This window comes from Marinobacter sp. L-13 (genome assembly GCF_056857715.1).
Genome location: NZ_JBSXNQ010000063.1, coordinates 57886 through 76242 on the forward strand (window position 1 = coordinate 57886; position 18357 = coordinate 76242).

At 48.9% G+C, this 18357-nt stretch carries 15 protein-coding genes; 12 read left to right on the forward strand and 3 right to left on the reverse strand.

The genetic code is table 11. From position 1 onward, the window contains the following. Positions 1–126 precede the first annotated feature (126 nt). The 7 genes from AC13DD_RS16025 (at position 127) to AC13DD_RS16055 (ending at position 8765) form a co-directional block, all read left to right on the forward strand. Entirely contained in the window at positions 127–1074 is a 948-nt protein-coding gene (locus AC13DD_RS16025) for a glycosyltransferase family 2 protein (RefSeq protein WP_482931459.1), read from the forward strand. After that, positions 1056–2189, forward strand: coding sequence for a glycosyltransferase family 4 protein (locus tag AC13DD_RS16030; protein WP_482931460.1), 1134 nt, complete (start codon positions 1056–1058; stop codon positions 2187–2189). Before AC13DD_RS16025 ends, AC13DD_RS16030 begins: the two co-directional genes overlap by 19 nt. Before the next feature lie 43 nt (positions 2190–2232). After that, on the forward strand, positions 2233–4038 hold the full coding sequence (locus AC13DD_RS16035) for an ABC transporter ATP-binding protein (protein WP_482931461.1): 1806 nt from the start codon (positions 2233–2235) through the stop codon (positions 4036–4038). A gap of 78 nt (positions 4039–4116) precedes the next feature. Then, the gene (locus tag AC13DD_RS16040; protein ID WP_482931462.1) at positions 4117–5292 is read left to right on the forward strand and encodes a glycosyltransferase family 4 protein; all 1176 of its coding nucleotides are present in this window, start codon (positions 4117–4119) and stop codon (positions 5290–5292) included. 80 nt (positions 5293–5372) lie between these two features. After that, complete coding sequence (locus tag AC13DD_RS16045; protein WP_482931463.1) at positions 5373–6263, forward strand: glycosyltransferase family 2 protein; 891 nt, start codon at positions 5373–5375, stop codon at positions 6261–6263. A 172-nt stretch (positions 6264–6435) separates the two neighbouring features. Next, positions 6436–7572 carry a glycosyltransferase family 2 protein gene (locus AC13DD_RS16050; protein WP_482931464.1) on the forward strand — a complete coding sequence of 379 codons (1137 nt, stop codon included), beginning with the start codon at positions 6436–6438 and terminating at the stop codon, positions 7570–7572. Positions 7573–7583: 11 nt separating this feature from the next. Beyond that, positions 7584–8765, forward strand: a complete 1182-nt coding sequence (locus AC13DD_RS16055; RefSeq protein ID WP_482931465.1) for a DegT/DnrJ/EryC1/StrS family aminotransferase — start codon at positions 7584–7586, stop codon at positions 8763–8765. Here the strand turns inward: AC13DD_RS16055 and xrtA are convergent. Continuing rightward, on the reverse strand, positions 8762–10273 hold the full coding sequence (gene xrtA, locus AC13DD_RS16060) for an exosortase A (RefSeq protein ID WP_482931466.1): 1512 nt from the start codon (positions 10271–10273) through the stop codon (positions 8762–8764). The genes AC13DD_RS16055 and xrtA overlap by 4 nt on opposite strands. Before the next feature lie 157 nt (positions 10274–10430). Beyond that, on the reverse strand, positions 10431–12485 hold the full coding sequence (locus AC13DD_RS16065) for a PA14 domain-containing protein (protein ID WP_482931467.1): 2055 nt from the start codon (positions 12483–12485) through the stop codon (positions 10431–10433). A gap of 235 nt (positions 12486–12720) precedes the next feature. On the opposite strand from AC13DD_RS16065, the gene AC13DD_RS16070 reads away from it, so the two are divergent. The 4 genes from AC13DD_RS16070 to AC13DD_RS16085 all read left to right on the forward strand — a co-directional run bounded on the left by AC13DD_RS16070 (position 12721) and on the right by AC13DD_RS16085 (position 16090). Next, positions 12721–13509, forward strand: a complete 789-nt coding sequence (locus AC13DD_RS16070; protein WP_482931468.1) for a PEP-CTERM sorting domain-containing protein — start codon at positions 12721–12723, stop codon at positions 13507–13509. A gap of 177 nt (positions 13510–13686) precedes the next feature. Then, positions 13687–15546 (forward strand): carbamoyltransferase family protein, encoded by a 1860-nt coding sequence (locus AC13DD_RS16075; protein WP_482931469.1) that lies wholly within the window; start codon positions 13687–13689, stop codon positions 15544–15546. Further along, positions 15546–15938: an SxtJ family membrane protein gene (locus AC13DD_RS16080; protein ID WP_482931470.1), complete on the forward strand. Its 393-nt coding sequence runs from the start codon at positions 15546–15548 to the stop codon at positions 15936–15938. The genes AC13DD_RS16075 and AC13DD_RS16080 overlap by 1 nt, the downstream gene beginning before the upstream one ends. Further along, positions 15938–16090, forward strand: coding sequence for a DUF5989 family protein (locus AC13DD_RS16085; protein ID WP_482931471.1), 153 nt, complete (start codon positions 15938–15940; stop codon positions 16088–16090). Before AC13DD_RS16080 ends, AC13DD_RS16085 begins: the two co-directional genes overlap by 1 nt. An 80-nt stretch (positions 16091–16170) precedes the next feature. Here the strand turns inward: AC13DD_RS16085 and AC13DD_RS16090 are convergent, their stop codons facing one another. Further along, positions 16171–17019: a PEP-CTERM sorting domain-containing protein gene (locus AC13DD_RS16090; RefSeq protein ID WP_482931472.1), complete on the reverse strand. Its 849-nt coding sequence runs from the start codon at positions 17017–17019 to the stop codon at positions 16171–16173. A 238-nt stretch (positions 17020–17257) separates the two neighbouring features. Between AC13DD_RS16090 and AC13DD_RS16095 the strand changes: the two genes are divergently transcribed. Then, positions 17258–18355 carry a GDSL-type esterase/lipase family protein gene (locus tag AC13DD_RS16095; RefSeq protein ID WP_482931473.1) on the forward strand — a complete coding sequence of 366 codons (1098 nt, stop codon included), beginning with the start codon at positions 17258–17260 and terminating at the stop codon, positions 18353–18355. Positions 18356–18357 lie beyond the last annotated feature (2 nt).

Below are 18357 nucleotides of genomic sequence, written 5' to 3' on the forward strand. Positions count from 1 at the left end.
TCTCTATCCGGCCAATTATAGTTGTCTCCCAAACGGATTGGGTCATCGTTAATATGGGAAACATCGTCTATCCCCAGGGACATTTGTTGACCAGCCCCGTGATGAAAAATACCGGTATCCATCTCTATGAGTAACGCGCCCATTCTGAGTGTCATTCTCTGCACTTACAATAATGCTGATTCACTCGCAACAACGCTCGAACAACTAGGGCGGTGCGACGTTGCTGACCCAACGACTGTGGAGGTTTTGGTTATAGATAATAATTCCAATGACCATACCGCTGCTGTGGTTGAACAAGCTCTGGGAGTTTCTCAAGTACCTGTAGAATACTGTTTCGAGGAGAAGCAGGGGCTTTCTTACGCACGCAATCATGGTGTTCGAGCTGCACGCGGCGCTTACCTCCTGTTTACAGACGACGATGCGGACATTCCGAGCCATTGGATCGGGAGCTATTTGAGGGAGATTGGTTCGACTGAGGCAGACTGCATTTTCAGTCGTATTGAAATTAAATGGGATAGAAGCAGGCCCTGGTGGTTTGATGAGCGCTACGGTTCGTTCTTTGTTCACCTTGACTACGGCGATGTCGCTTTCTCGGTAACCGATATCCACCATGAGTTTTTTGGTAAGAACTTCTGTTGTAAGAAAGCCACGCTTGAATCACTGGGTGGTTTCGATGAGATGCTTGGGCGGCAAGGTACGTCCCTGGCAGCAGGGGAGGAAACCGTTATATATAGGCGACTCATAGAGCAAGGGGCGAATGTTGTCTATTTTCCGGATGCCGCCGTTGGTCACAGGTTAAAGCCCGACGAGTACACAACGGATAATATCGAGAAAAAATTTGTGGACGGAGCCAGCTCCTCTCTGAGAATTGCGGATTACTTCTCCACCAAAAGAATTTTGGGGCGACCAATATATCCGTTGAAAAATGCTCTGATAACAATCACACGATCTCTTATTGCGCTTCCGCTTGCGGCCATTTCAACTAAAGACAGCGCAAAGCGTGATGTTTTCTTCAATATGCTTCAAATAAAGCGCTCGGTTCGAATGATGAGGTTGTGGGTGAAGATGTCATGAGCGAAAGGCATATCCTTATAATGCTGCACTGTGAACAACATACCGGATATGCGATAGGTGCACTGGAAAGAGTTTTTGAACAAGCGGCTCTGTTGTCTGGTTATCCTTTTGATAGGATTTTATGGTCGTATCCCAAGGTGTTTTCTCCAGAGAATAATATATTTGAACTGGGATATTATGAGAGAAAAGATGCGTTAAAGTTAGAGGAAATTCATCGGACTTTTCCTATCGATACCATTCTTGCTTTCGATATGCCATATCCGACCCCTGTCGTAAATCGCGCGCGTAAGCTTGGGATATCAAGATTTATTTCGTATTGGGGCGGCAGCATGAGTGGCCTGAATCACGGATTCAAGCTTTTTGCCAAGCGATTGGAGTGGTACCTACGAAGACGCTCCGCCCCGGATTTGTTCATCTTTGAGTCAGAGGCAATGAGGCTCACCGCTGTACAGGGCAGGGGGGTACCGAAGGAGCGGACTCGCGTGGTGCCTTTGGGGGTCGATACCGATATTTATAAGCCGGATGCAGGTAGCAAGTACGCTCATGATCAGTTGGGTATCCCGAGGGACAGGAAGATTATTTTTTACTCTGGGCACATGGAAGAGCGCAAGGGGGTGCGAGTACTCATAGAGGCTATGAATACTCTGAGGAAGCTGAACGCGATAGAACCGTTTCATCTTTTGATTTGCGGAAATAAGGGTTCACAAAGTGTTCCATATGAGGCCTTGATCTCTGACTCAGTGACGCGAGATCACGTAACCTTTGCCGGATATCGGGAGGATGTACCAGCGTTGATGCAATCGGCCTTCCTCGGCGTGATAGCGTCAACGGGCTGGGATTCCTTTACGATGTCGAGTGTGGAGATGATGGCTTGTGGTTTGCCGTTAATTGTTTCGGACCTTCAGGGTCTTAGGGAAACTACTGTACCCAATCAAACCGGAGCATATATAAGACCTGGGGATCATGAGGGCTTGGCGCAAAAGATTATTTATTATGGGAAAAATATGAGTATTTACAATGAGCATGCGGCAAACGCTAGAAGCAGGGCGGTATTAAAATTTTCGGCAGACCTACAAGTGCTTCGTCTCAGTTATAGTTTGGGTAACGTTAATTGATCAAGTGTCAAATTTTTAATGCCGAATCTTGCTAAGGGGTTTTATGATTTTCTTTAAAAATTTGATGCAGCTCATTGGAGAGCGCAATAGAGCAAAGTTGCTTTGGCTCCAAGCAGTTTTCTTGATGGCGGCGGTGGCCCAGGTTTTGAGTGTGGCGGCAATCCCCCCTTTCATTCAAATGCTAACCGATCCGTCCATCATAAGTACCAACTCGCTATTATCTTCCGCTTACGATTTTATCGGAGCTAAAAGTGATCGTGAGTTCTTGATTTTCTATGCGGGTGGGGTGGCGATACTGGTATTGTTTGCTAATTTTGTATCGGGATTAAGCATTTGGGCTTTGTTAAGGGCATCAATGAGCATGGGAGCTCACGTCCAAAGAAGAATATTTAACAGCTACATGGATAATGATTACTCGTTTTTTGCATTGAATAACAGTAGTAAGCTCACCTCTCAGATTACACAAGAAATTCCGCGCATGATTTATATGGTCGTGCAGCCAATATTGCATATTGTTTCTCAATTTTTTATATGTTTTTTGATAGTCGTAGCATTGTTGATTGTGGATATAGTGGTCGCGCTGGTCGCGGTGGGTTTGGTTTTGATTATATACTTCATTATATTCAAAATAATACGGGGGAAGGTCGTAGATCATGGCGAGAAAATATATGATATAAATAGGATGAAGCTTAAGTTGTTAAATGAAAGCTTGGGTGGAATTAAAGAGGTGAAGTTAAGAGGGAACGAAGATTACTACAAAGATGAACTTAACGACTTGACGGTAAGAAGTCTAAGCTCGGCTGCCTATATTGTATTAGCAGGGGATCTACCTCGCTTTGTGGTGGAAACGATCATATTTTCCGCAATTCTTGGGTTGTCAATTTTTATTATTGTTACTGCTGGCTCAACGGCCAGTGCTTTAAGCATAGTCAGCCTCTACGCAATGGCAGGGTATAAGCTTTTGCCTGCAGTTCAAACAATATATAAGTCTTATTCCTCAATTAAGGCCAACGGAATGGTGGTATCCAAGTTGGCGGAGGATTTGGAGCGAAGCGAGCTCTATAAGAAGTCACTATACGAGCTGGGAAATGAGCCAATCTCAGTAGACAGCATTTCATTTAATAATGTTTATTATCATTACCCTAACTCTGAAGAGTTTGCTCTCAGCGACTGTAGTTTCGAGATAAAAAAATGCGAGATAACAGCCTTTGTCGGCACTTCCGGTGCAGGAAAGAGCACTTGTGTAGATCTATTACTGGGCCTTCTGACTCCTACAAAAGGGGATATCTCAGTTAAAAACTGTGCGTTGAGCAGATCAAATCTCAGGAGCTGGAGATCCCAGATTGGGTATGTTGCACAGGATATATTCCTGCTTGATGGCTCATTTAGATCGAATATCGCTTTCGGCGAGATGGAAGAATGTGTAGACGAAGAAATGCTCATTAGGGCCGCCAAGATGGCGAACATTCACGATTTCATTATGAGCTGTGAGGGTGGCTACGATTTTGAGGTGGGTGAGCGAGGTGCCAAGCTGAGCGGAGGTCAGAAACAGCGTATAGGTATTGCCAGGGCGCTTTATAAAGATCCTAAAGTCATCATATTTGATGAAGCTACCAGTGCGCTGGATAATATTACAGAGCATAATATATTGAACGATATTCAAAAGCTGGCTAGCTCGAAAACTATAGTCATGGTTGCTCATAGGCTAACAACGGTAGAAAACGCTAACAATATAATACTCTTTGATAAAGGTCGTGTTTTAGACGAAGGGACCTATTCTGAACTTGCAGAGAAATCAGAGCCGTTTGCGAAACTTTTGTCAGCAGGCTCGAAGACAGTTGCTCAGTAGAATAATAGTTTTGCATAGATGTTCTTTTGCCTGTTGTTGGTTTTAAAACATGAAGCGATGTTTCATCCGGAGGTTGCCATGAATATCTTGATATATGACCAAGCCCAAAGCTTCGGAGGCTCGGTTGCCAGGATATTGGAGTTAATCGATGGCAACAAAAAGCATAACTTTATCTGCCTTTTTCGAAAGAATTATTCGCATCGCGGAGTTTTAGGTCGTGGCGATATCGCAATGAGGAGGTTATGGTCTTTCTCTAGTTATTCTCAGAAAGCACAAAGGATAGAAAAATTTCACTCTGGGTCGCTAAAAAAATATTTTCCAAAGAAAATATTTGAGCGGGCTGTGGTGTTTGTTGACTATCTTAACGATATACTCGTTCAACGCAGGGTTAAGGGTCTCGTTCAGTCAGAGTCAATTGATCTTGTCATAATGAATTCTAACTTTGATGCGAATATTTGGAAAGCCACTCGAGATTGCAATGCTAGAATAATCTGTTATTTCAGAAGCCTTGATTTTTTTGATGTTAATTTCTCTAGGGCAATAAGCGAAATAGATGCTTTTTTTTTCGTTTCGACTCCACTTAGGTTGGAGTATGAGAAAGAATACCGATTTCCAGTCGGAAGAACGCATGTTCTTCCGTCTCCTTTTTATTTTAGTAGCGATGAATCCCGGCGTTTTCGAGGTGGTTCTTTATCGAAAAAGGTGTCTATTCTGCATGTTGGTCGAATCTGTAAGCAGAAGGGACAACTTGATGCATTGAAGGCTGTGAAATTGCTCTGGGACGAGGGGTTTGATTGTTCTATTACGTTTTGCGGTTCTGTTGATCCAGACATAACGTCGTTGAATTATAGTGACGAAATAAATGAATTTATTCATGTGAATCGTCTAGAAAAATGTGTCCGGTTTTTGGGGCATGTTGAGGATGTCTCAACGGTTTATAGTCAATGTCAGGTGTTTTTGCACACTGCAACGAGCTTTGAGGGATTGGGAGGTGCCGTCATCGAGGCAATGCACGGTTGTGCCATTGTGATCGCGTCGGACATTGGCGGCCCAGCGTCATTTATTGATGACAACGTTAATGGTTTTCTTTATCAATCCGGCAATATTGATGAACTCGTTGGGGTTCTGAGAAAATTGGCAGCTGGTAATGTTGACTTAGATGCAGTACGTGAAGCTGCGTTTTTAAAGAGTTTGGAATTTTCGTCTGATCGTATCAAGCCCAGGTTTTTCGAGATTGTTGATGAAATTGCATGAAGATTTATTGTTTGTACAGAAGTTCGGCGACTGTATAGTTTTCCGAAATTGATGTTTCATTTCGAATAAGGTGGGAGCTAATGAAAAATCCCTTGGTTAGCGTGATTATTCCCGCTTACAACTCTGCAGGAACGATTGGCAGAGCTCTTGATTCGGTTATGCGACAAACCTATAGCAACTTCGAGGTTGTTGTTATCGATGACGGGTCTACCGATGATCTAAAAGACATCCTCTCACGTTACAGTGTTAGCTTGATCAGGCAGTCAAACATGGGCGCTGCTGCGGCAAGGAATCACGGTAGCCGTGTGTCCGATGGTGAGGTGCTTGCGTTCCTTGATGCAGATGATTTTTGGCATCCGGATAAGTTGAGGCAGCAGGTATGTGCCATGGGATCAAATCCTGGGGCGAAGTATTGCGTAACTGACTGGATGGCGGTTACTGAACTCACTCCGGAGATGTGCCGTCAATGGGACAAGCCCACTCAACAGCCTGAGTTAGAAATTATCGATTTTCCGCTTGTTTTCAGTGATCCCTATTTCGGAACTCCTGGTGTTTTTATTCCCAAGGAAAATTTCGATGCATGTGGGGGCTTTAATGAGAGCCTCACTACTGCTGAGGATGTTGATCTATGGCTAAGAGCCGCTTATGGCGGCATTGTTGTCAAGGTTCGTCAAGTGTTGTTTTATGTAGTTGGAGGCGGGAATAGCCTCAGCACAAAATTTCTGGACAGAACGTTTATTGACAATATCAATGTGATAAACCATTTTTGCAGCTCCCACCCCGATTTTTTAGAGTCGTTTCCGGCTGCTGTTTCAAAGGCGCAAGCGAGAGTTTATTGCGACTGGGGATCGGCAGCTTTGTCAAGAGGTGATTTTTCCTTGGCGAGAGAGAAGCTACTGCTATCCTTGAAAGCGAGAGCTAGCTTTAGGTCATCCTATTTGTTAACCAAGTCGTTATTATCCATAAATTAAAAAGGTTACGGCAACTCGAGAGGCCTGGCCTATTTTCTGCGCTGGTAAGTTTGCTCCGCGGTTGTTCCTTCTGGTGGTTTTGATTTGGCCTCGGATGTATAGTCTGTTGGTACTCAATTTATGCCAGCCGCGGTCACAAAAGTCATCATCAGGGTCACAGGGACGGATTGTAATGCTGAAGGGCTTGTTCTGGATTTCAGTTTTTGGCGTTTTATTCAGTTATTTTCTTTATCCTTTGCTTCTGCGTCTCACTCCCCGGCGTACTGGTGCCACAGAGCAGCACGCTGATCCTCAGTCTCCCCGCCGCGTTTCCCTGATTGTGACTGCCCACAATGAGGAAGCTCGCATTCGGGAAAAAATCGAGAATTGCCTCCAGCTTACCTATCCCGATCTGGAACTGATTATTGCCTCGGATGCGTCCACTGATGGCACCGATGGTATTGTCGGTGAGTATGCAGATAAAGGTGTGCTGCTAGCCCGTGCCGGGGAGCGCAAGGGTAAGGAGTATGCCCAGTTGCAGGCTATCCGCAAGGCAACCGGTGACATCCTGGTCTTCTCAGATGTGGCGACCTCCATTCCCGAGGATGCCATTGAGAAGATGGTGCGCTATTTCAATGACCCCATTGTTGGCGCGGTTTCCAGTGAAGACCGTTTTGTCAGCCGGGATGGTTCGGTGGTGGGTGAGGGTGCCTATGTACGGTACGAGATGTGGTTACGGGGCGTTGAAAGCGAACGGGCGGGTCTGGTTGGCCTGAGTGGTTCCTTCTTTGCTGCGCGGCGGGAAGTGTGTGATCAGGACTGGGATATCTGCTCCCCCAGCGATTTCAATACAGCCCTTAATAGCGCCCGAAAGGGGATGGTGGCTGTCACTGCGCCGGACGTTCTTGGTTTTTATCAGGATGTGGCGGATGCCTCCAAGGAGTACCAACGGAAGATCCGCACCATTATCCGGGGCCTGACTGCGCTCAGCCGGCACGCGGAGGTGCTTAATCCGTTCCGCTTTGGCTGGTTTGCCTTCCAGGTGTTTGGGCATAAGTTGATGCGCTGGGCTGTGCCCTGGTTTCAGGCTCTGCTATTGGTGACATCGTTTGTGCTGGCTGCGAAAGGGGGCATTTACGCGCTTGCGCTATTGGGGCAGTTGCTGTTTTACGGCGTGGTAATTGCCGGCCACCTCAGGCCTGAGCTCCAGGATCGCACGCTTGTGAAGATTCCCTATTTCTTTGTGCAGGTGAACCTGGCGATTGCACGGGCAACGGTCGATTTTCTGAGGGGGCGGAGGATGACGGTTTGGACTCCGTCCCAGCGATAAGGGGCTGACTTGTGCGTTTTGGTAAACTGAGGCCGGTAGGCAGCAAGGTACCGTTGCCAGCGCAGGTGGACGCTGTTTTGCCCTGGGAAGGCCAGTATGTTCATGAATTCATGCGGTCAGGCACCGAGGCGCTTTCGTTGGCAGTGAGGTTGGCTATTGCCGACCATCCTGGTGTTGATTCACCTGAAGTTTTGGTTCCGGCCTACGGATGCCCTGACTTAGTGGCTGCTGTTGTTGCTCAGGGCGCAATACCGGTACTGGTAGATCTTGCTGATCACAGGGCACCGTTCATGGATATTGAGGGTGCCGAGGCTGCTATAACGGATAATGCTGTGGCCATTATTGCGGTGGGCTTTCTGGGTCTTGCAGAACGGCTGGGGCCTTTGGCGGACCTTGCACGAAAGAAAGGCCTGCTTCTTATTGAAGACTCTGCTCAGTGCTTCCCTCCAAGAAGCATTGAAAAGGCAAGCGAAGAGGCAGATTTGGTGGTTCTTAGTTTTGGACGCGGCAAGCCCATTAACCTTATGGGCGGTGGAGCACTATTGATTAGGAAGGATCATGAGTCGTGGTTTTCGTCCGCCCTGCACGACTATCCTGTGCTACCTCTTAAAATCAACCATGCCTGGTATTTGAGGCGGTTAGTATTTAATTTTTTGTTATCACGATTGCCTTATGCCCTGATGGAAAAACTTCCGTTCCTGCATCTGGGCGAGACCCGATTGCATTTGCTGGATGATATTTCTCGTCTTGATGTTCCGAGCAAGCTTATAGCTGCTGGTATTGACCAATATCGACAGGGTGGCTCATTGCAGGGGGTGTATGATGCGAAACTAAGTTTTCTGGATCGGTATGATTGGATTCGTATCCGAGCGTTGCACTCGGATAAGGAAGATCTGGCTAATCCGTCACTGCGTTACGCGTTGCTTGCTCCTGATCGACGTATTCGTGATCGTTTGGTGGCCCGACTTAATGAGGTGGGTATCGCCGGCAGTGTGTTTTATGGAAAGCCGTTACCGGAGATTGAGGGAGTCAGTAAATACCTCACGCTATCTGGAAAAAGAGGCTTCCCGGCCGCCAGGGAGTTTTCCTCCAGGCTCCTTACGTTGCCATGTCACGAGGGAGTGACTGAGCAAGATGTTGCAACCATCTTGTCCTGCTTTAGTGAAGAGATGGCTGGGATTCATGCCGATTAATTCAAGCGTAGTGCCTTTAATAATGACTTAAGTGCTTGTTTTGAAATTGACCCGCATTCTGGCGAATTTTCTGTGCCGCATTTAGTGGATAAAATCCAGATCCCGGACCTGGTATCACCGGTGAACTTTCCAAGACCGGCGAGTAGCTGTACTTTGGTTGGTGATGTGGTGAACTCGCCACCTACTTCATACCAATACCAGACTGTTGCCAACTCTCGGTGGTTAATAGACTCAAGCGATAGCTGATTCGCGTGTTCCACTCCCCATGGGTTTTCTTCAGGCAGATCTATCACCGTTTTCGCTGTAACTGCCCATAGATCTTTATCGAAAACCCGATTCTGGTAATAGATGAGCTCCTTGCCTTGTGCCTGATTCTTATACCCAAAAAAATCCGTCTGAATTTTCGACAATTCATTTGAAACATATACCCCGGAATGATGGATGTCTGGCGCTACGAAGTTAGGCTTCCAGAATTCGGCGTATTGCAAAGGGCCTTTCCATGTATCTGACTGGACTTGTGGAAGATCCGGTTTCCAGTTATCCGCCCGAGACGCAGAGAGGTAATTCTGGCTCGTTAAGATCAGTGGTATGGCCAATAGGGGCAGTGAAGCGATAATAAATGCGGGAAGACTTCGCTTCGTCTGTTTTTGGCTATCGGCGGAGCCGTGACTGGTGCCGGAGCGTTTGGGAGTATGACGTTTATCAAGGTAGTGGGTAAAAACAAAGAAAGGGATCAGGGTCACGACGACAAACACAATCCAACCAAACATTTCATGGTCATCGACCAGGGATGATTCCATATTGGTGTAATGGCCAGCTGCGATGATCCAGGCAACCCGAATCCAATTCGTGAGTAGCGCCAGGAAGCCCGCAACCAGTATAAGTAGCATGGTTTGTTTTGGCCGGCTTTCAGTGAGCACGGAATAGAATGCACCCAGGTAAAGGCCGACCATTAGATATCGAATACCGCTGCAGCCATGTGCAACATGGAATACACCGCTCGGAATCGTAATGTAGAACTCTTCAATCGTTGCAGGAATCGACAAGGTTGCGAGCAGCCGCTCGTCTACGGCTACTGTGATCCACTGGAGTATGGGCGAGAGGTCATCCCAGAAGGGAGCGGCGAATAGAATGAGAACTATCGGAGGCCCTGCGGTTGTGAAAAACGACTTACCCCAGATGCTGGTCCCCCAAGCAATGATAAGGAAAGGCAGGAGCAGCATGCGAGCCAGCTTTATGTTGCCCGCGTGAGCGACCAAAAGCATAAAACTGAGAGCAATCAAAGCGATAAGGCCTGCCGAGGATAGAGTGGTGCGGAGCCCATTTAACCGTTGACGACGCTGGTATAATAGAAACAGGGTTCCTGCAAAGACGAGAAAACCATGCCTGTAAATATAGGAGTCCATCCACAGGTCGAAGTAGTTCTTCCATTCTGAATACAGGGCGATAATCAGGAGAGGCAGAGAGCCGATCAGGATTTTGATGTTGTTAACACTACTTGGAGGCATACAGCTCCCTATATCCAAACCCACTAGCATCCGTGCCCGCTACCTTGGGTCTACAAGGTGTGGCATCCTCGAAATATACCCTAGGGGGCTGTGATTGCCTAGAGCAAAGGGTAGCGGGACTGAATGCTTTGAGCTGCATTCGGTCTTTGTTGGCGACTTACTCCACTACTACGTCTACTGGCTCAGAATACTGGCTTACCAGTCCGTTGGTGTCATGCACTCGAATGCTGAAATACCATATGCCAGATGCAAGACCGTTAAAGCGATAGAAGTCCTCTCCACCTTCTACCCGAACAGTAGTGTTTAGATCACCAGGGTCTTGGCCGTAGGCGATTTCGTAATGGTCAATTTCGCTAAGAGCGATCGATGAACCATCGGTGCGGGTGCCTGGTGCAGTCCACGACAGTTGAATTGACTGGCTTTGTGTTGTGGAATCAGAGTCAGTAGATGTCGGTGTCGTTGGGGCTGCTCCGGACAGCGGTTCCAGTGTGCGAGGGTTCAGGTTAGAGGTGTACGCCTCCAATGTTGTGATGTCTCTGTCGTTCAGAACTTGATCGGCATCAGGCAGCATGGGGGAGGTACCGTAGGTCAACTCCCATGTATCCGGTAGTGAATCTCCGTCTGTGTCCAGATCGGCACTTACGGCGGGGTCGATGGAGGTGATTACCTCTGATTGTTGGAGCAAGGAGCCGGATTCGGATTCTATAATCAGCAATTTAGCACTCGCTACTTGTGTAGCCTCGAAATACTCTACGGTAATTGGCAGAGTTTCCTCTGCGGATAACGTGGTTTTGGCCACATCTGTGGTCGCTCCTTTGAGCACCCATCTATCAATAGCCAACTCGTTTCCCAAGTACAGTCTTGCGCCATCATCTGTTGCTAGGTGGAATTCGTAAGCTTGGCTGCCAGAACTATGAGGGGGTTGAAAGAATCCGGTCCATCGGATGCTAAAATCATCAACTGGCATTTCCTCGGTGGGTCGGCGGGTGCCCCACCAATAGTTAATTGATTGATCGTTGCGAACTAATGTTTGCTGATCGAAATTGCGTCCGGAAAAATACTGGCCAGTAAAGCCCGCAACATAAACAGGATCTGCTGATGGGACATCTTCGGCATCATTCATGTTCGTCCCTGCTTGGTACTCTTCAAGGTTCGTTGCCCCATCCCCGTCAAAATCGTCAACTGCGTCAGAAGGGTCGGTAGGATTCAGGCTGAAGGCAAACTCCACACCATCTGGAATACCATCGCCATCTGAGTCTGTGCTGTTGGGGGCGGTGCCTGCGAAGAATTCATCGGTTGCTGTCATGAGGTCGTCGTCGGAATCAGAAGTTGCGTCGCCTGGGGCGCTGTTGCTGAGTCCGTAGAAAGTTTCCCAGTTGTCGTACAAACCGTCGTTGTCTTTATCCAGAGGCGGGTACATTGGATTGTAATTGAGGTTTTGTTGGGCATCGAAATAACCAACTGCATAGCCTCGCGCGAACGAATTTGCCGAAGTTTCGTCATCTGGGTATCGTTCGCTGGACAAGCTGTAGAGCGCTGAGCCGGAGATGACTTGCTGCTGAAGGCCAGGGCCTTGCCACGCAACAGAAAAGTGGCTTTCTCCTATACCCTCTTTGTAGCGCACCTGGAAATAGTAAAACTGACCCTCGTCGAGCTCAATCAGTCCAGATTTCTGGGAATCGTATTTGCTGTAGTTACGGCTATCCGTCCATCCAGGAACCACTGCTATGGCTTGAGCGCTTTCGGGTTGGTCAGATGTGCCTAGCCAGAACTCTGTTTGGTCGTCTCCAGAAACGAAGAATTGATAAAGGCCCGTTTCAGGAGGGGAGATAAGCCCTTGAACCATCGCTCCATAGTTAAATCCTTTGCTCTCTGGCAATTCAAGAGAAGTCAGCGTGTCAATCTCGTCAGGTGAATCAGGGTATGACGGGTGTTCTGTGAGTGTTGTCAGGTATGCACCAGAGAGGTCGTACCAGTAGCGAATCTGCACCTCACCTTGAGTCCGTGTTTCAGGCAATGATGCTGTAGGAGGGAGATCCTGTATGTCTCGGGTTTGCCAACTTTGGCAACCTGAGAGAGCAAGAGTGCATGCCAGGGCTATAATGATCGTGTAGTTATTCATGTGGTACCTCGCTCTCTTGTAGGTATCTGATTGATGAGTATTGATGTGGTTTCGGAACTTCGCCAACGATTTATTGAAACGTTTGGTCATGTTGGTACGGGTTTTATGTCCTAATCATTTAAGGGTGATTGGAGCGCAAGTTCGGTGCATCGGAATCTTTCGAAGTGTCGACATTCTTTACGATGTGCTGTTGCTTGTTAGGTCTTTGGCGTACGGTAAGTGGCTGTTATAGAACTTTTATTCAGTTGTGGTCCGCTGTTTGCTTTTAAAATACTTCGTGGAGCTGTACGAAAAGCTTTATTGAGCAAACAAAGGACTAAGCGCTATGAAACTCTTGAGCAAAGCGATTGCAACTTCCTTGCTGACCATTGGAATGGCGAGTGGGGCTGCTGCATATACAATTGAGGATACCGGTAGTGAAGCATTCTGGGGTGCGGGATATCCTGCCGGGTCGTCCAACCCTGATATAATTGGGGGAGGCCCGTTCGAAGTTTTCGGCATGGATGTAAAACAGGATGAAGACTACCTGTATGTGTCAGTAACGACCTACTTCAACGAGGTGGGTAACAGCTACCAGTATGGCGACCTGTTTATCGATGTTGACGGCTGGACTCCGGACGGAACAGCGCCAAACTATAGTGACGACGTTTACGATTCCGCGAAGAACGGTTGGGACTACGCCGTTTTAGCGAGTAGCGATCGGACCTCGGGTGGTGATTCTGCTGATTACGCCGATTACGCTGGCGGTGCGGCTGCAAGTGTGGGTGATCTTGTTGGGTTGTCCGATGCAACATTGCTGATGTCTGACGCTCTTGCTCCTACTGGCTTTGAGTATCGCCCAAACCAGGAAGTAGGTTACTTGAGTGGAGGAACGAAGGAAGGTGCTGCTGGAGTGGTAATTACCGATCCGGGCAAAACTAACCTGAGTTTTCAGATTGCATTGAGCGACCTGGGTCTTGCCAATGCAACCAACCAAGAAATCGGCCTCCGCTGGACCATGACCTGTGCCAACGACATTGTAGAAGGTTCCTACACTGTTCCGGAGCCGGGAACCTTGGCTCTGCTGGGCCTGGGCTTGCTGGGCCTTGGCATGCGCAAGCGCGTAAAGAGCTGATTTTTCGGAGCCTGTGTTTATTTGCCTTGATTGTAAGAGGCGGATAATCTGAAAAACGGGATGCGGTTTTCGCCGCATCCCGTTTTTTGTTGGCAGGAATTGTGTTCTATTTGGTAGAAGTCGGTATTTTTTACAGTCTGCCTATCTGCACAATGAAGGAACAGGGTTCGTAAATCTATGGATGGCTCTTCAAGTTCACTGCGCTATATCGTCGGCATTTCCGCCTACTACCATGATGCCGCTGCTGCGTTGATCTGCAACGGAAAGTTGATTGCTGCAGCTCAGGAGGAGCGTTTCACGCGAAAGAAGCACGACCCTGGCTTCCCCGCCCATGCGGTTCGTTATTGCCTTGAGCATGCCGGCATTACCCTGGATCAGGTTGAAGCGGTCGTTTTTTACGACAAGCCTCTTCTGAAATTCGAGCGCTTACTGGAAACCTATCTGAGTTTTGCGCCGAAAGGTCTGGGTTCCTTTTTGAAGGCTATGCCTGTCTGGCTCAAGGAAAAGCTGTATCTGAAGAAAGAGCTTCGCCATCAGCTTTCAGAGCTATCTGGGTTGAGGATCACCGAACTGCCGCCCCTTCTGTTCTCCGCTCACCATCAGTCCCATGCGGCTTCCGCTTTTTTTCCTTCTCCCTATGAGAAAGCGGCGGTGCTGTGTTTGGACGGCGTAGGGGAGTGGGCTACAACGTCGGCATGGGTTGGTGATAAAAATGAGCTGCGGCCCCTGTGGGAAATAGATTTCCCTCATTCCCTTGGGCTTTTGTACTCGGCGTTTACCTACTATCTGGGCTTTAAGGTCAATTCCGGAGAGTACAAGGTAATGGGCCTGGCGCCCTACGGAAAGCCGGCCTACACAGATCTGATCAAGGAACAGCTGATTGATATCAAGCCGGATGGCTCGTTTCGGCTGAATATGGAGTATTTCGAGTATTGTACTGGTTTGCGGATGATTTCTTCGGCCTTTGAGTCGTTGTTTGGACTGCCGGCGAGGGATCCTGAGTCGGATGAGTTGACAGACAAGCACATGGATATCGCGGCCTCCATTCAGCAGGTGACTAATGAGTGCGTGTTGGCCCTTACCCGAAGTCTGCATCGGGAGACGGGGCTGGACAATCTTTGTCTGGCTGGTGGTGTGGCACTTAATTGTGTGGCCAACAGTGAAGTGATTCGTGAAAGTGGGTTCCGGAATGTGTGGATTCAGCCTGCGGCTGGTGATGCAGGCGGCGCGCCCGGGGCCGCCTGGGCGGCCTGGTACCTGTATTTTGGGCAGCGGCGTAACATCATTGAGCCGGACGGCATGAGTGGTGCCTATTTGGGGCCGGACTATGGCGATCAGGAAACCCAGTCGGCCATCGATTCGTTTTCTGGTGTTGCTGTCCGTCTTGAGGAAACCGAGCTTTTTGACAGGGTGGCGTCGCTGATATCTGAAGGCAAGGTTATTGGGTGGTTCCAGGGGCGCATGGAGTTTGGTCCCCGTGCCCTGGGGCACCGGTCTATCCTGGGGGACCCCAGACGGCAGGATATGCAGGAGGTTATGAACCTCAAGATCAAGTTCCGGGAATCCTTCCGGCCGTTCGCTCCGTCGGTGCTACAGGAGGAGGTGGCTGGCTGGTTTGATTGTGATCATACCAGCCCCTACATGCTGACCACTGCGCCAGTGGCCTCAGAAAGGCGTTTTGAGGCTGGTGCAGAGCCAGTAAGGGGTTTGGATCAGTTAGCCGTTCATCGCTCTCAGATTCCCGCTGTGACCCATGTCGATTTCAGTGCCCGGCTGCAGACCGTCGGCGAAGGGGGGTCACCGCGCTACCGGCGTTTGTTGGAGGTGTTTAATAAGCTGACAGGCTGCCCGGTACTCATCAATACCTCCTTCAATGTTCGGGGCGAGCCGATTGTTGCCACGCCTGAAGATGCGTATCGCTGTTTTATGGCAACGGATATGGATTACCTGGTGATGGGAAACTTTGTGTTGGCCAAGACGGACCAACCGGATAATGATTCGTTCCGTGACCATGTCGAAAAATTCGAACTGGATTGATGCTGATGGATGTCTCTAGAGCTGATCTCAGGAAGTTTGGAATTGGTTTGGCGGTACTGTTGCCGCTTCTGTTCTATGCGGTCTTGCCATGGCTCTTTGGCCTTGAACGGTTGGTCTGGCCTTGGGTAGCGGGGGCAGGGGTGTTGGCGGTGGCTGTGGCCTTTCCTGCGGGGCTGAAACCCGTTTATCGGTTCTTGATGTGGGTGGCGGTTCCGCTGGGGCGCTTTAACTCAGTATTGCTGTTAGGGGCAGTGTACTTCCTGATGGTTGTGCCAATGGGGTTCATCATGCGTTTGATCGGTAAGGATCCAATACCCAAGAAGTTTGACTCATCGGCACAGACCTATCGCCGTGAGAGCGCTGAATCAACGAGTCTGGAGGTGCCGTTCTGATGATGGAATTATTCCGGGATTTCTTTTTGTTTATCCGGGCTCGCAAGAAGTACTGGATGGTGCCGCTATTTGCAACACTGGTTCTGCTGGGCGGGTTGATTGTTTTTTCGCAGGGATCGGCGTTTGCACCGTTTATTTATACTCTTTTCTAACTACTACTCGTGGGGCCTCTTCTTGTGTCGGAGAGGCCTTTACGGCCTCTCCGACGATTCACTGCTTTGACTGCCAGCCTTTAAGCTGATTTAGAGCGGCGACGCATGATGAACATGGCTACCAGCGCCAGGCTCGCGAGGCCGATTGTGCCAGGCTCCGGCACTTTCTTGAGGTCAACTTCGCCTTCAATAACATCGTTCGCACAGGTCATGCCCCAGTGGAAGGCCAGGGTGTCGCCATTGAGAAGGTCTGTCTGGCCGAGGTCAAAACTAATATTGAGTTGGTTCTGGCCCAGGGACCAGCTTCCAAGACCGCCCTCGCTGAATATTAGCTCAACATCGCCGTTTTCGCGTGCGCTGGTACTTGTGTCGACAATGACTTCCTGTCCATAACGCCATTCAGAGTATTGTCCGGGATTCCCGCTCATCAGGTCATCGCTCAGCAGGGCTGAATCCAGGTTGCTGCCAGGAAGTCTGGCGAGAGATACCGTGCCGCCGTTGTTATCAAAGCGGTCGTTGAGAATCAGGCCCCAGGTCCAGTCTGTCCCGGTAGCTGCGTCGTCCTGAAGATAGGGCGAGTTGCCGTTCGGGTTCCAGTTATTAGCCAGGAAGAGGTCACCGTAACCAATGCCGGTTCCCCCTACAGTCAGATTATTGAACAAATTCCCTGACTTTCCCGCGAAGGCGGTGTTAATAGTGAAGTCAAACTGAGTGCCGTTCTGGTTAACGACCATGGATGAAATATCAAAATCGGAGTCGTTACCAACTACGTCGCCGTAGTAGGTTCCGTTTGTGCCTGTGGCATCGGCGCCGATGTAGCCACTGTTTCCATCGTAGTCGTTTACTGTGATGGGGTTGGCTGACAGCGTCATTGAAGCTCCCATGAGACCGAATGCGGCAATTTTTGTGGCCAGTCCATGTTTCAACATCTTACTCTCCTGTCTATTTCTACTGCTATTGCACATAATGTCGGCTATCAGACATTAGTGGTGTGGTCTATCTAGGTAACAAGCAAAGGCCGCGCCGATTCGAATTACCTATTTATAAACAGGGGGTTAGTATCGACATGTCAGGTTTCTTAACCCCAACTGTAAATAAAATGGACACTACACAAGTGATGTAACAAACGGATGTAGTGGTTGTTTCGTTACGAATTAGGAAGGTGTTATGTCAGACGCTTCGCGTGGTCGTAAAAGGATTTTTGCCCTCGTTTCGGCTTTCTTTGGTGTGCTGTTGGCGCTGGTTGTTGTAGAAATCGCGCTAGGCCTGGTTCGGCCATCCATTGACCCTGCCGGCCAGATGGATAAAGGATTCATCCTTTATGATTCGCGATTAGGATGGAAGCTGGCACCTGGATGGCAGGGACGGCATGTTCATCACGATTTTGACGTCAGTTACCGCGTAAACTCTCTCGGTTTCCGAGGTGATGATCTTGATTTCGCGCGCCCGAACTCAATTATGTTCCTGGGCGACAGCTTCACCTTCGGGCTCGGAGTAGATGACGATGAGGTTTTCACCGAGTTACTGAATCAATCATCGGAACAAATCTATCTGAACGCCGGGATTCCTGGTTATTCCAATGATCAGCAACTCCTGCTACTGGAAAAACTCACGGATTACCGGCCAAAGGAATTGATCTGGGTGGTCTATCTTGGCAACGATCTTCTCGATAATGGAAAACCGTTTCCGCTTCAGGCGGCCCATGGCAAGCCATATTATACGCTAGAGCCAAGTGGGCGGCTTGTGCTAGAGAATGTTCCGGTGCCTTTGGAACCGAAGCCCTCCGCGTTCAGAAAGATGAGTGTGCGGTCGGAAATTCTCGCGGGGCATCAGCCTTATCAGCGCTGGCAGGTGTGGGTAGAGGACTTCGAGATTGGCAGGATTGTTAACCAGTGGGTAGGAATTGATTCGGGCGCTTTGAGAGAGCACTTGCTGGCCAGCACCCAGGAACAAGTTGATTTGTTCATGGCTATAATCCGAGAGGGAAAATCCATGCTGGAGGATGAGGGCGTTGATTTGCAAGTTGTATTGCTTCCCGGGCAGGGGATTACCCGGGAAGGATCTATTCCCCGAACTTATCAAAAAACGCTTTCATCTGTTTTGACAGAAAAACTAGATAGCGAGGGTGTAAAAGTGGTGGACGTGGGGCGTTGGCTGAACTCCGAGGAGAATCCCGAGTCTCTTTTCCATCCAAATGAAGGCCATTTCAATCGGGAAGGGCATCGTTGGTTGGCCGATGTCCTCTCTACAAGCGTGTCTAAATAGCC